At 39.7% G+C, this 14,105-nt stretch carries 9 protein-coding genes; 2 read left to right on the top strand and 7 right to left on the bottom strand.

Annotation, left to right across the window (positions count from 1 at the left end):
• Positions 1-52 precede the first annotated feature (52 nt).
• The 3 genes from WA338_RS08455 to gndA form a co-directional block, all read right to left on the bottom strand.
• Complete coding sequence (locus WA338_RS08455; protein WP_336092994.1) at positions 53-1,555, bottom strand: S10 family peptidase; 1,503 nt, start codon at positions 1,553-1,555, stop codon at positions 53-55.
• A gap of 132 nt (positions 1,556-1,687) precedes the next feature.
• Positions 1,688-3,097 carry an amidohydrolase family protein gene (locus WA338_RS08450; protein WP_336092991.1) on the bottom strand — a complete coding sequence of 470 codons (1,410 nt, stop codon included), beginning with the start codon at positions 3,095-3,097 and terminating at the stop codon, positions 1,688-1,690.
• A gap of 103 nt (positions 3,098-3,200) precedes the next feature.
• Positions 3,201-4,613, bottom strand: coding sequence for an NADP-dependent phosphogluconate dehydrogenase (gene gndA / locus WA338_RS08445; protein ID WP_336092988.1), 1,413 nt, complete (start codon positions 4,611-4,613; stop codon positions 3,201-3,203).
• A 204-nt stretch (positions 4,614-4,817) separates the two neighbouring features.
• Between gndA and zwf the strand changes: the two genes are divergently transcribed.
• Both zwf and pgl read left to right on the top strand, forming a co-directional pair.
• Complete coding sequence (zwf, locus tag WA338_RS08440) at positions 4,818-6,356, top strand: glucose-6-phosphate dehydrogenase (RefSeq protein ID WP_009779917.1); 1,539 nt, start codon at positions 4,818-4,820, stop codon at positions 6,354-6,356.
• 30 nt (positions 6,357-6,386) lie between these two features.
• A complete protein-coding gene (gene pgl / locus WA338_RS08435; protein WP_336092985.1) occupies positions 6,387-7,097 on the top strand; it encodes a 6-phosphogluconolactonase in 711 nt (236 codons plus the stop codon).
• Positions 7,098-7,110: 13 nt separating this feature from the next.
• On the opposite strand, the gene WA338_RS08430 is transcribed toward pgl, so the two are convergent.
• The 4 genes from WA338_RS08430 to WA338_RS08415 all read right to left on the bottom strand — a co-directional run bounded on the left by WA338_RS08430 (position 7,111) and on the right by WA338_RS08415 (position 14,014).
• Complete coding sequence (locus tag WA338_RS08430; protein ID WP_336092983.1) at positions 7,111-7,998, bottom strand: cation diffusion facilitator family transporter; 888 nt, start codon at positions 7,996-7,998, stop codon at positions 7,111-7,113.
• Positions 7,999-8,062: 64 nt separating this feature from the next.
• Positions 8,063-9,169: a mechanosensitive ion channel family protein gene (locus WA338_RS08425; RefSeq protein WP_272985310.1), complete on the bottom strand. Its 1,107-nt coding sequence runs from the start codon at positions 9,167-9,169 to the stop codon at positions 8,063-8,065.
• A gap of 194 nt (positions 9,170-9,363) precedes the next feature.
• Positions 9,364-11,001: a RagB/SusD family nutrient uptake outer membrane protein gene (locus tag WA338_RS08420; protein ID WP_072982872.1), complete on the bottom strand. Its 1,638-nt coding sequence runs from the start codon at positions 10,999-11,001 to the stop codon at positions 9,364-9,366.
• Positions 11,002-11,029: 28 nt separating this feature from the next.
• Complete coding sequence (locus WA338_RS08415; RefSeq protein WP_272985308.1) at positions 11,030-14,014, bottom strand: SusC/RagA family TonB-linked outer membrane protein; 2,985 nt, start codon at positions 14,012-14,014, stop codon at positions 11,030-11,032.
• Positions 14,015-14,105 lie beyond the last annotated feature (91 nt).

The following is a 14,105-nucleotide window of genomic DNA, read 5'->3' as shown; positions in this document are numbered from 1 at the left end:
GGGTCTTATTAATTGATTCTTAAATTATCGCTAAGCGAAATATGATCTGCAATTATTTATACATCGCTCCTTGATCAATACCTTCACTGGCTTTCTCAATAAAATCACGGAGATCTTGATTGGCAGTTTTTAAATCTTCAGCACGCAGGTACATCATATGTCCGCTACGGTATCCTTTAAAGTCCATTCGGTCTGTAAATTTACCGTTGATGTTGATCTGGCTCATGATATATTTCGCATTAAAATAGGTACACGCCCCGTCATAATAACCAGACTGAACCATAAGGTGCAAGTTAGCGTTCATTCCCATTGCGTCTCTTAGGTCTGCACCAGTGTGGTTATTAGAGCGATCCCAAGGATGCACGTTTCCAAACATATCATAGGTAAGATCAGTCTTAAAGCCTAACTCTTCAGACATATAATAGTTGATTGCCGGTGTAAAACTGTGCAACCAAGACGTTAACTCGCTGTTGTAATCAGGGCGATCTCCAGCATCTGCAATGTCTAAACCTTTGTAACGCGAATCGAGACGACCTATGGTGTATCCTTCTTTATCACGTAGCAAGTCTTTCCAGAAATAATTAAAAGGAACAGCCAAGTTATTTTGGCTCACTGTTTTTTCTGAAAGTCCCGAGTAATAGGCAGTTTTCTCAATGGCTTGTTGTTTTTCGGCTTCGGAAGCATAACCTCCTTTTGCTAAAACCGGAAGTAATTCTTCAACAGCATATTTTTCAACTTCCGGAAGCATTTCTGTTAGATCTTTATTTTGAAGCGCCGGAGGTAAAGCATCGTGATACCAAGCAGCTGCTGCAAAATAGGGCAGACGGTTAGCGATCTCTACAGGACCGGCAAAGTCAAAGCCAATTTCGGTAGGGGATACCAAAATCACCCCGTTTAAATACATCCAGTTACCTTGTTGTAAAGCTTTTGCTAAGCCTGAAACACGAGTAGTGCCGTAGCTTTCGCCAATGATAAATTTGGGAGAACGCCAGCGGTTGTGACGGGTTACAAAAGTATTCACCCAATCTGCGAGATAGGAGATATCTGCATTGACGCCAAAAAATTGATCGCGTTTGGGCATTTCGCCTTGCGCATTGGGAACCATTCTGCTGTATCCGGTATTTACCGGATTTACATAAACGATATCCGCCACATCTAAAACTGAATTTGGATTGTCTTTAATTCCATACGGTTGAACCGGGAAACCTTCGTCGGTGATTTTTAAAATACGCGGACCGGTATATGCAATATGCATCCAAACCGAAGCTGAACCGGGACCACCATTAAAACTGATGAGTAACGGGCGGGTTTGATTGTCTTTTACATCGGTTCTTGTATAATAGGTATAATTAAGTGTTGCTACAGGATTACCTGAATTATCCCAAACCGGTTGAAAACCAAGCTCCGCTTTATACGGAATGTTTTGTCCTTTGATGGTCACGCTGTGTGTTGAGGTAATGGTGGTATCTACAGGCGCTTTTACTTGTTGTGCAATTGTGGTAGAAGTGAAACACACGAGAAGCGCAAGTGTGCTAAGGGTAGTTTTTAAATTCATAGAGGATTGATTATTCGTAATGCTTAAATTTAAGGATAAGGTTTATTGTTTTAGTAAAATGCAACCATAAATCCTTTTACCGCATTTAAAATTGAGTCCTTAGAAGTTTTTGATCTAATAATTGAAGGATTCCTAATTTTTAACCGTAGAATTTAGCAGTTCTGATAGTTGATTACTTTCAAAAGTTTTTCCATTCTTTACCACCATAAAAATATCCTGCGTATTCTGAATGCCTTTCAAAGGATTTGAATTAAGTAAAAGCAAATCTGCGTGTGCTCCTGCAATGATTTGAGGCAGTTCTTTTTTGAGAAAAATGGCTCCGTTTTGAGATGAAGTCTGTAAAGCTTCAAGCGGAGATAATCCTGCTTTAACCAATGCTTGCAATTCTTTATGTAATGAAATCCCGGGATAGGTGTAGGAATTGAATGCGCCACTGTCTGAACCGGCAAGTAATCCCACTCCGTTTTCAGCTAAAGTACCCGCTAGCTTTACAAATGCTGAATCTAAGTTCTTACGCATAATCACAAACTCGGGTGATGCATTTTTTGCACTGTTAATGCGACCTGCATAGGTTTTTTGAATTCCGTTGCCTATAAATTTTAAATAGTCATCTTGCGTATGATCTACTTCGTCGAGATAGCTCAGCGTGTGACCAATATGAAGCGTAGGTACCACAAAAACATTGCGTTCTTTCAGTTTATTAAAAGCTTGTGTCGCAACCGAATCTGAATAGGTTTGCATCACACGATCCAGTGAGGTCCAAAAGCCGGCTTCGTTATTCTTTACCGCTTCGGTGATGGCAAGTTCATCAGAAGAACAACCTTTTAAAACGTAATACAAATGTTCAATTGCATCGATTCCTGCACTTGTAGTTTCATCAAGCGTCACCGAGTAAGGCATATGACCGCTTGTGATCATCTTGCGTTTTTCAGCTTCTGAAATCACTTTTAAATAATTTTCTCCGGAAATCTTACTGTCATAGATCTTGACAAAATCTACGTTCAATTCCTGCAGACTATCTAGCGCCTGCTGAATGTCTTCATCAGTTTCTACTTCAAGCGAACCTGCCCAAGTCGCACCGGGACCGTCAATTTTTGGTCCGCTGGTATAGATGGTTGGTCCCACGAGCGTGTTGGCTGCAATTTGCTCTTGCCATTCTTGAACCGCTGTAGTCAAGTCGCCGCCGGCATCACGTACGGTGGTGATCCCGTTTGCGATGAATAGTTTGAGTAAGTCTTTATTTTCTTCAATTAAATCTGTACCACCTCTAAAGTGCACGTGATTGTCCCAAAGACCGGTCATTATGTATTTACCGCTTCCGTCAATTTGTTGTTGAGCTGCACTGGTCATCAAATCCCGACTGTTCACAATGGAGTGAATTGTATCGCCAGCTATAAACACCGATTGATCTTGTGCAATTTCGCCGTTATCCAGATTTATAATATTCACGTTATGAATGGCAACATCAAATTGCGGAGGAGGATTTCCGCAGGAATTAAGAAGTAACATCAAAATAAGTAGAGGAAGTAAAGCTCTTTTCATAAATAGGGTATTGTGATGCTTTAAAAATAGGAATAAAAAAAGAGCCTCGTTAAAGGCTCTTTTCAAATTTATTGGCGTCGCTAAAGGTTTTTTTACCCTTTGATTACTTTCCCCATTCTGTATGGAAAATACCTGAACGGTCGATACGCTCGTATGTATGTGAACCAAAGTTATCGCGTTGTGCCTGAATAACATTTAATGGAAGTCGGCTTGAAGTATAGGCTTCAAAGTAATTTAAAGCACTTGATAAACCGGGAACAGGAATTCCGCTTTGCGCGGCATAAGCTACCGTCTCACGAACAGACTCCAAAGTACCTTGTACTTTTTCTACAAATGAAGGAGCTAATAGTAAATTAGGCAATTCTTTATCTGTGGTATAAGCTTCTGAAATGTCTTCTAATAATCCCGCGCGAATGATACAACCTGCTCTCCAAATCTTAGCGATAACTGACATGTCAAGATCATACTCATATTCTTTAGAAGCGTCTGCCAGCTGATGTAAACCTTGTGCATAAGCAATGATAAAAGAGAAATATAAAGACTCTTCTGCCATGGCTATCATTTTGTCTTTATCAATAGCTTTAGGCTCCGGACGGCTGTACAATTTATCTGCAACGATACGCTCTTCTTTTAACGCTGAAATCTCACGCATACTCACTGCAACATCAATTGTAGGAACGGGAATTCCTAAGTCCATCGCATTTTGTGAGGTCCATTTACCGGTACCTTTTTGCTTGGCTTTGTCGAGGATCATATCTACTAATCTTCCGTCACCAAGATCGTCTTCTTGCTTGAAGATTTCCGCAGTAATTTCAACTAAAAAAGATTGAAGACGTCCTTTATTCCAAAGGTCATAAACCTGATGCAATTCATCATTATCAAGACCAACCGATTTTTTTAGTAAGTCGTAAATCTCTGAGGTTAACTGCATTAACCCATATTCAATACCGTTGTGAACCATTTTTACATAGTTTCCGGCAGATTTAGGGCCTAAGTGCGCCACACAAGGCTCACCGTTAAATTTAGCTGAAACCGCTTCAAAAATTGGTTTAATATGCGTGTAAGCTTCTGCATTACCACCAGGCATAATGCTTGGCCCTTTACGTGCGCCTTCGGCACCACCGCTAACGCCGGCTCCAAAAAAGTTAATCCCTTTTTCTTTTAAATAAGCCTCACGACGATCGGTATCTGTGAAGAAAGAGTTACCTCCGTCTATAATAATATCTCCTTGATCGAGGTGTGGTAAGAGTGTTTCTATAACCTGATCTACAATTTTACCTGCAGGTACAAGCAACATGATTTTGCGAGGAGCGGCAAGCGCATCTACAAAAGTTTCTATTTCTGTAGAAGCATCAACCTTGTTCAAGTCTCCACCTTCTTCTTTTAAGGCGTCTACTTTTTCCTGATCTAAATCGTAACCGAAAGCCTTAAAATCGTTATCTGCGACGTTTAAAATAAAATTACGTCCCATTACGCCAAGACCTACCAGTCCAAAATCATAATTTTTATGCTCCATAATAATGAATTATTGTTCTTTTTAATTTGACACGATAATGTTTTTATAAAGCCTCTTGTGTGCCGTTAAGATGCCTTATTTTTGTATTGGTTATAGCCAAAATTAAATGATAACATTGACTTTTTACCCCTTTATCTTATAAACTCATGTTATAATTGCAAATAACCACCTAACAGATCAAAAAATTGAAAAATAATTATTCTTATGAATAAAACATCTAATCAGCTCCTGGTCATTTTTGGAGCTTCTGGAGATTTAACTGCCCGTAAACTTATTCCTGCTTTGTACAATTTATATGAGGGAGGACATTTCCCTGAAAATTTTGCAGTTCTAGGAGCGAGTAGGAGTGATTTGAGTGATGAGGAATTTAGAAAGCGTGTCGTTTACGAAAGCCCGTTTTTAAAAGACAAGCTTAAGAAAAAGGATGATGAGTTTATCAAGAAGTTTGCAGATATGATGTTCTACTCAGACTTAGGTGATGACTACGATTCTGAATACAGTAAACTTAATAAACGCATCACTGCGTTGAATGATGAACACGGCCTTGAGGGGAATTACTCTTTTTACCTTTCTACACCGCCTAGTTTATTTGAACCCATCTCAAAAAATCTTTCTGACCAAGGATTAACAAAAGGTTCAGGGACCGATAAAGGATTTAGACGTATCATCGTTGAGAAGCCTTTTGGTTACAGTCTGGAAACTGCAAAAGAGCTTAACGCCGGTTTGCAGAAGTATTTTAAAGAAAAACAGATTTATAGAATTGACCATTACTTAGGTAAGGAAACCGTACAAAACCTTATGGTTACCCGTTTTTCCAACTCTATTTTTGAACCACTTTGGAATCGTAATTACATTCATCATGTAGAAATAACCAATGCTGAAACCGTAGGTGTAGAAAAACGTGGAGGATATTACGATAAGTCTGGAGCCTTACGCGATATGTTTCAGAGCCATTTATTGCAGATTGTTTCTTTGATCGTAATGGAACCGCCAATTAGTGCTGATGCCGATGAGATCCATAACGAAAAAGTAAAAGCGCTAAAGTCTATACGCAGGATGACTGAAAGTGAGACACTTTTCAATCACACGATGAAAGGACAATATGTAGCTTCAAGCATTGATGGAAAACGTGTAAAAGGATACCGCGAAGAAGAAGGCGTAGATCCTGAATCAAAAACAGAAACCTATGCAGCGATCAAATTCTTTGTAGATAACTGGCGCTGGAAGGATGTTCCGTTTTATGTGCGTACCGCTAAGCGTATGCCTACAAAGGTTACAGAAGTGGTAATTCACTTTAAAACACCGCATCACCAAGTATTTAAAGAGCAGGATATCAATAACAAAGACAATAAACTGGTCATTCGTATCCAGCCGGATGAAGGTATCTTGATCAAGTTTGGTGTAAAGGTACCGGGTCAAGGCTTCAAAGTAGAACGTGCGAATATGGATTTCTACTACAGCAGTCTTTCAGATAAAAATATTATGGACGCGTATGAGCGTTTATTGCTTGACGCGATGCAAGGTGATACGACCCTTTATGCACGTGCTGATGAGGTTGAAGCGGCTTGGGCATTTGTTGATCCTATTTTAGAATATTGGGCAAACGACAAAGATGTACCTACTTACGGTTATCCTGCAGGAACTTGGGGCCCAAAGAATTCTGATGACTTGATCGAAGACAGCAATGGCTGGAGAAATCCGGGAGAGTTGCTTACCGATGAGACCGGATTCTGTATTATCTAAACTGAAATTTTAATTAAAATTATTCCAGAAATGGACTTACATATTAAAGAAACGAAGCAGTTTGTAGCTGAAGAGTTTTCTGAATTTTTTAAAGAAAAGTGTACCACGGGAGAAGATGTGCATATCGCACTTTCCGGTGGAAGCACTCCAAAAATCGTTTTTGATTATTTAGCCAAAGAATATGGCACTGATATCGATTGGACCAAAGTGTTTTTGTATTGGGGAGACGAGCGTTGTGTGCCGCCTTCTGATGATGAGAGTAACTACAAAATGACTGTAGAACACTTGATTTCTAAAATTGATATTCCTGAAGCGAATATTTTTAGAATCAAAGGAGAAGACGATCCTGAAGAAGAAGCCGAGCGTTATTCAAAAGTACTTGATGAGCAATTACCAAAGGCTAACGGTATTCCTTATTTTGATATCGTGATGCTAGGAATGGGAGATGATGGGCACACCGTATCTATTTTTCCTTACAACATAGAATTATGGGATATGCCCGAAAATTGCCGTGTAGCAAAGCATCCTGATTCCGGACAAAAACGTGTAACCTTTACCGGTAAGATCGTGAATAATGCCAAAACGATCGCTTTCTTAGTTACCGGAGCCGGAAAGAATGAAAAAGTAACCGCTATTTTAAAAGAACAAGAAGGATATAAGCAATTTCCTGCAAGTTTAGTTGCACCTAAGCAAGGCGAGCTGCATTGGTTTTTAGATCAAGACGCTGCAGCAGGTTTGTAAGGTGTCGTTAAAATTAAATTTCTGAGGGATTCCCAGGCTCAACGTGTATTAAGATAAAGTTGAGGTTGGGAATTTCTTCTTTTAGATAGTCTTGTAATCGGTGCGCGATCTCGTGACCTTCAGTAACCGATATACAACCATCTACAATCGCATGTAAATCGAGATGGTAGCTCATTCCGGCTTTGCGAATGAATGCTTTTTCGGTATCTAAAACTCCGGGAACTTCTAATGCTTTGATGCGTACCAATTCGATAATATCATCATAGCGATTTTCGTCCATAATTTCGCCTAAAGCAGGCCTGAAAATGAGATAGGCGTTATACAGAATAATACCCGAAGCAAAGAGGGCTGCCCAATCGTCAGCAGTCTCAAAGCCTTCCCCAAAAATCAAAGCAACAGAAATTCCTATAAAAGCCATTACCGATGTTATCGCATCGCTACGGTGATGCCAGGCGTCAGCTTTAAGTGACGAACTATTGGTTTCCTTGCTGCGTTTTAGTACAATTCTAAAGGAGATTTCTTTCCATACGATGATTACTGCCAGAACAACGAGTGTCCAGAGTTTTGGTGGTTTTTGAGGCGTTACCAATAAAATATTTTGAACGCTCTCGTAAGCGATCACCGTTGCAGATGTCACCAAGAAAGCAACGACCATAAAGGTAATGAGCGGTTCAATTTTACCGTGACCGTACGGGTGATTGTCGTCTGCAGGCCTTTCGGCATATTTTAAACCGAATAGTACCAGAAGTGAAGCAAAAATATCTGCGGTAGACTCGATGGCATCAGCGATCAAAGCATAAGAATTGCCAAAGATCCCGGCCAAAGCTTTAGCGATCGCCAGCACCGTATTGCCTATGATGCTGAAGTATGTTGCGCTTACTGCAGATTCGGTTTTACTCATAATTTTATAATTAGGGGAGTGCAAAGTTCAGTTATTTAATTTGCCTTTTCCCTTAACTTTTAAATTATTTATCACGGAGTAAATCGGACTTGTCTGGTTCTTTAGTTGCTTTTTCAACTTTTTCGTTATCCTTGCGCGATTGCATTTCTACACGGGTACGTGGTAAACTATGCGGATAATTCTCTTGGATAAAAATCACCAGCTTTTCTCTTACGTGTACCCGAAGGTCCCAGGCAGTAGGGGAGTCAATGGCGCTCATTAGCGCTCGGGTTTCAACCATTTCGTTGTTGGTATCAGTCACCTGAAGCACGTTAACTTCACCATCCCATAAGTCAGTGTTCTTAAGAATTCTGGTGAGCTCTTCGCGAAGTGCATCAAAAGGCACGTTGTAATCTGTGTAGATAAATACAGTACCTAAAATATCTGAAGAATTGCGTGTCCAGTTTTGAAAAGGTTGTTCGATAAAATAGGTGGTAGGCAGTACCAGACGGCGTTTGTCCCAGATCTTAACGACCACATAGGTAAGATAAATTTCTTCAATGCGGCCCCATTCTCCTTCAACAACAACCACATCGTCTAAACGAATAGGCTGCGTAAACGCAATTTGAATCCCAGCCATCAAAGTACCTAGAGCTTTTTGTGCAGCAAAACCAATGATGATCCCTGCGATTCCGGCGGAAGTCAACATACTCACTCCTATAGAGCGAATGCTATCAAAACTCATCAGGGCAATACTTACCGCAAAAAGAATGATTAAAAACATAAGCACGCGCTCGAGTACGGTAAATTGCGTATAGACTTTACGCGCGTGAACATTGTCTGAAGCACTCATATCATATTTTAAAAGAATATTTCTTTTAAATGCTTTGAGAATAACGATTAAAATCCAAGTGATACTTAAAATAAAGAGCAACGTACTTACATGACTCAAAAAGTTCTCCTCTATAAATTCTAAAATACGATCGTTAGTTTTAATGATTTTGAGCACAAGCGCCAACATAAATAGCGCAAGCGGAAGTCTCATATTTCCGGCGAAATTGACTGGTAGAATATTCTTAGGGCTTTTGCCCAATTTCTTTAGAAAATAGAAAATCAAGCCGAAAAAGACCATTCCTGCAAGAATGGTAATGAGCAAAAATTTTGAGGTTTGTGAGTCAAAATAGTCTAACATAAGCCCAGCGTTTTGTAGAATTTACTTTGAAGTTAAGCGGAAGCAGGACATATTTCCGTTAAGGATATTTAAAACTTTTGAGATCAAGCTACTATAACGATAGTAAATTAAAGAACTGCTATGTTCAACGAGCATCAACAAAAAAAGCGCTGTTTTTACACAGCGCTTCACACAAACAAATTTTAACCCAATGATTAACTCCCAGTATAACCAGGATTCTGAGTTAACTCTGCTTCTTTATTAAGTTGAATCTCGCGAAGAGGTATGGGGAACAACTCGTGAAATTCTTGCAGTCCTTCAATGCGCATTGTTTGAGGTAACGGAATACTCTCATCTTGAATGTTAAGTCGTGTAGCACGCTCTACGAGCATTTTGGTTCGCATTAAGGTCATTCTCCGGTTTTCCTCAGCGAGCAATTCACGTACGCGCTCATCGAGTATAAAATCAAGGCTCATTTCTCCTGCAGTTACTTGAGGAGCATTTGCGCGTGTTCTTAAAATATTAATAGTAGTTGCAGCACCACCCGGATTATTCTGAGCCACTTGCGCTTCAGCCTTTAGTAAATAGGTTTCACCTAAACGCATAATCATGAAATCTTTCCACATCCCAAAACCAAATACATCTGCAGGATCAAAATGCCCCCATTTTAACGAATAAGGTTGAATTCTGGCAAGCGTATCAATCCCTTCATAAGGCACGAGTTCGCCATAAATATCAGAAAAATTAGGATCTGGATTATTGTATCTAAATCGCTTGTGGATGTTATGTTTAGAGTTACGCATGTCTCCTTCATCATATAGATCATAGATGACCCAGTTGTTAAGACGAATACGTGCAATTCCTCTACCACCTAACGAATCTGCCGGGATCATACCATTTACGTTATGGTAGCCAGCACCCCAAATACGACGTTGTTGAGGAGAACCACTTGAACCACCACGCACGTCTGCAGGGTTCTCATTTTCTAAGACCCAAATAGCTTCGGTATTGCCTTGAGAACGGCGCTGATTTCCTTTAAAGAACATATCAGAAAAAGGATCTCCTTCTTCACCTGCTTTCACACCATAACGTTCTGTAACTAATTGAAAGGCATTGCTATTTATAATAATATCGGCTTGATCTTCAGCCAAATCAGGTTGTCCAGATCTTAGGTAGAATTCTGCAAATAATTGATGCGCTACATATTTATGCACGCGTGCTTCAAATTGAGGAGCGTTTGTAGGATCTGCAAGATTTGCGGTAGCGTATTGCAAATCTGTTTCAATCTGAGCATTTATTTCTTCCAGAGAATTCCGGGTGTAATCAAAACGAGCTTCAGTAACCGGCTCTGTAATAAGAGGAACTCCACCAAAAAGCGTTGCCAAATTATTATACGCATAGGCTCTAAAAAAGCGAGCTTCGGCATTAATTGCATCTTTTTCTTCTTGAGAAAGTTCTTCTGAAGTATTGGCCTCAATGCTGGCGATAATACTGTTTGTATTTTCAACCATATTGTACCAAAGCTCCCAGCTTTGATATGCTGCACTATCATCTGTAGTTAATTGATTGTACTTGTAATACGGTACTTCAACTCCTTGCGGTGCTGTAGGCCATACGATATCTGTACCGGCTTGCCATACAGATAACCAACCTTGTTGCCCGCTTCGGGTATAAAAAGTACTCAGCATTTGATAAAGTCCCACGAGCTGGGCTTGATACCCCAATTCATCGTTAAGTGTTTCTGGAGTAAAGTCAGAACGAATTTCTTCTTCTAGAAAGTCATCACCGCAAGAACTAAATATGAAGATATTTAGGCTAAGCAGTATAAGTGTAAGTTTAGATATATTTTTCATAAAGTGTATCTTTTTTCGATTAGCCATTTTAAAGCGAAACATTAAGTCCTATAGAGTATGTTCTCACAACTGGGTAGTTGTTAGTCCAATCTCCAGACCCTCTATACGATTGGCTACTTTCTGGATCCCAGCCTATCCAATCTGTCCAGGTATATAAATTTCTTCCGGCTACGTAGATCATTAAATTATCTAGGCCAAAACGCTCAATTTTTTCAATAGGAAATCTGTAGCTGAGACGCGCATCTTTTAATCTTACGTAACTTGCATCTCTAGGATAGCCGTAGCCCAAAGTATTACGATAAACAAGAGAAGGAAATTCATTGCTTTGATTTTCTGGTGTCCAGTACCCTACGTTAGAAGGGGTGTTACGTCTTGATAATTCATCCCCATAGTTGATATCAGGATTACCTTTTAAAACTCCTTGAACGGTCTGAATAAAGAACGATAAATCAAAGTTTTTGTAAGAGAAGGTATTTGTTAAACCGCCGGTCCATTTAGGAAGGCTTGAACCTAAATATACGCGATCGTTTTCTGGCTCAATCACTCCATCACCATTAATGTCTTCAAATTTTAAATCTCCTGGATTGGCATTAAAGCTACCTGTGTCTTCACCTTCTTGCCATACACCAACCATTTTGTAATCATAAATAGCACCTAGTGATTTACCAATAAACCATCTACTTGGGATGTCATCTTCGCCATCGCCATAAAGGTCAAGAATCTCATTTTTATAGGTAGAGAAGTTGATGTTGCTCTCCCATCTAAAATCACCGGTGTCAATATTGGTGCTGTTTATAGTAAATTCAAAACCTCTATTTTCTACCGCACCTATGTTTTCAATAATACTAGTAGTACCTGTCAGAGCCGGGATGCTTCGGTTAAGAAGAAGATCTTCGGTTTTTGATTTATAGACTTCAAACGATCCATTAATGCGGTTATTTAGTAAGCCAAAGTCAACACCAAGGTTTCCAGAAACCGTAGTTTCCCACTTTAAGTTTGGGTTACCTAAACCGGCGATGTAAGTCCCGGTATAGGACTGCCCACCAAATGGATAAAGCAATGTACCTGCACGGGTTTGAGTTTGGTTAATTCCTACCCCACGGTTACCCGTTTCACCAATAGAAAATCTTAGCTTCAAATTGTTAATGACATCAGCATTTTCCATAAATGCTTCCTTGTGAATATTCCACCCTAATGCTGCAGATGGAAATACACCATATTTACTGGTATTTGAACCAAAGGCTGAATATCCATCGCGACGTACCGTAAACGTAAGCAGGTAGCGACTGTCATAATTATAATTTAGTCGTCCCATTTGTGATAAGAGCGTAGATCTACTGCTATAAGTATCACCGGTGATATTTTCTGCTGCCGAAATATTATTGTACGATAACTGGTCGTTTACAAAACCGGTACCTGTAAGAGACTCTTGGAAAAACTCATTGGCTTGCGCACTATATAAAGCGGTTAAATCAAAATTATGTTTCCCGAAGCTCTTAGAGTATTTTAGGATATTTTCAATAATCCATACTTTTTCTTCATCACCCCCTACATTTGCTGTACCTCTGTTATTATTTGCAGCACGACCGGTATAGTTGCGATATAAATACGGATTAAACGTGTACGAAGCGTTAATTCTATAGCTCAAACCTTCGGCAAAGGCCGGAGTAACTTCAGCAAAAACATTACCTGATAAAGTACGCTCGCGCTGTACGCGGTCTGTAGTTAAGCCCAACAATGGATTTTCATAAAGCAACTCTGGCAACATAGGGTTGATTATGAGTTCGCCGTTCTCATCATAAGGAACAGAGTAGGGGCTCATAGCGGTTGCCAGAAGTAAATTTGCGCGACCACCATCAAAATTGTTATTAGCAAAAAATGCATTAAGGCCAACCTTTAAATAGTCGGTGAGTTGAACGTCTATATTAGAACGCAGGGTGAATTTTTGATAATCATAACCTTCAATAACCCCTTTTTGATCCAAATAACTTCCGGATACAAAATACTTGGTTTTCTCGCTTCCACCGCGAATACTTAAGTTATGCTCTTGAATAACACCGCTTCGGGTCGCAATATCAAACCAATCTGTAGTGATCCCGGCATTGTAATTGTCGATTTCAGACTGATTTTCAAGAATACGATCTTGTTCTGCTCCAGGATTATTTTGGCTGAAAAAATCTGCGTATTTCTGCACATAAGCATCAGGACCTAAAGGTTCAAGCACATTTGCAAATTCTTCAATCGCGCCATACGTGCTGTAATTGATCACAGGATCACCGCTGGTTCCTCTTTTAGTTTGAATAAGGATGACTCCGTTAGAACCACGTGTACCGTAAATTGCAACGGCAGAAGCATCTTTTAGAATTTGAATAGACTGAATATCTCTAGTGTTGATATCGTTTAAAGTACCTGTAAATGGAACACCATCTAAAACAATAAATGGACTCGTACTTCCTGTGATTGAATTGATACCGCGCACTTGAATAGATCCGGTAGAACCTGGCACCGAAGAACCTTGACTTATATTTAGTCCGGCAGTAGTACCTTGAATAGCTTGGGTTACGTTAGTCACCGGTAGGTTTTCTAGACGTTCTTCAGGAACCGAAGCCACAGAGCCCGTTACATCAGACTTCTTTTGACTACCATACCCAACGACAACGATTTCGTCTAAAACCCCTAGATCTTCTTCTAGCTGGGCATTAATCGTAGATTGACCGTTTACAGGAATATCAATCGTTTTCATTCCTACATAAGAAAAAGAGAGCACAGCGTCTGCAGCAACTTCAAGTTCGTAGTTTCCGTCAAAATCAGTTGTGGTACCGTTAGAAGTACCTTTTACAACAACTGTAACTCCGGGAAGTGGCATACCATCTGCCGCTGTTGTAACTGTACCGGAAACAGTCTGTTGCGGTTGCGATATCGTTGTAGCTTTAACATCAAAAGAAAAGCCTAACAACAACATTACAAGACTGCAAATCGCAATTGATTTTAATTGTAACATGTTTTGTTTCATAGAATAAGTATTAGTTGAACATCTAGCTTAATGTGTTTAATTGTTTATAAGCGTTTAATCAGAGTTCAATGTTCTATAAAATGCGTTTTGT

The organism is Leeuwenhoekiella sp. CH_XMU1409-2, from assembly GCF_037029365.1.
Lineage (GTDB): Bacteria > Bacteroidota > Bacteroidia > Flavobacteriales > Flavobacteriaceae > Leeuwenhoekiella > Leeuwenhoekiella blandensis.
This window is presented reverse-complemented; position numbering and strand designations above follow the sequence as displayed.

Bases quoted from the DNA above. Each gene is read 5' to 3' on its own strand.
- WA338_RS08430 (WP_336092983.1), bottom strand. From the start codon at position 7,998: ATGAGTAAAACCGAATCTGCAGTAAGCGCAACATACTTCAGCATCATA.
- WA338_RS08455 (WP_336092994.1), bottom strand. From the start codon at position 1,555: ATGAATTTAAAAACTACCCTTAGCACACTTGCGCTTCTCGTGTGTTTC.
- WA338_RS08420 (WP_072982872.1), bottom strand. From the start codon at position 11,001: ATGAAAAATATATCTAAACTTACACTTATACTGCTTAGCCTAAATATC.
- WA338_RS08425 (WP_272985310.1), bottom strand. From the start codon at position 9,169: ATGTTAGACTATTTTGACTCACAAACCTCAAAATTTTTGCTCATTACC.
- zwf (WP_009779917.1), top strand. From the start codon at position 4,818: ATGAATAAAACATCTAATCAGCTCCTGGTCATTTTTGGAGCTTCTGGA.
- gndA (WP_336092988.1), bottom strand. From the start codon at position 4,613: ATGGAGCATAAAAATTATGATTTTGGACTGGTAGGTCTTGGCGTAATG.
- WA338_RS08415 (WP_272985308.1), bottom strand. From the start codon at position 14,014: ATGAAACAAAACATGTTACAATTAAAATCAATTGCGATTTGCAGTCTT.
- WA338_RS08450 (WP_336092991.1), bottom strand. From the start codon at position 3,097: ATGAAAAGAGCTTTACTTCCTCTACTTATTTTGATGTTACTTCTTAAT.
- pgl (WP_336092985.1), top strand. From the start codon at position 6,387: ATGGACTTACATATTAAAGAAACGAAGCAGTTTGTAGCTGAAGAGTTT.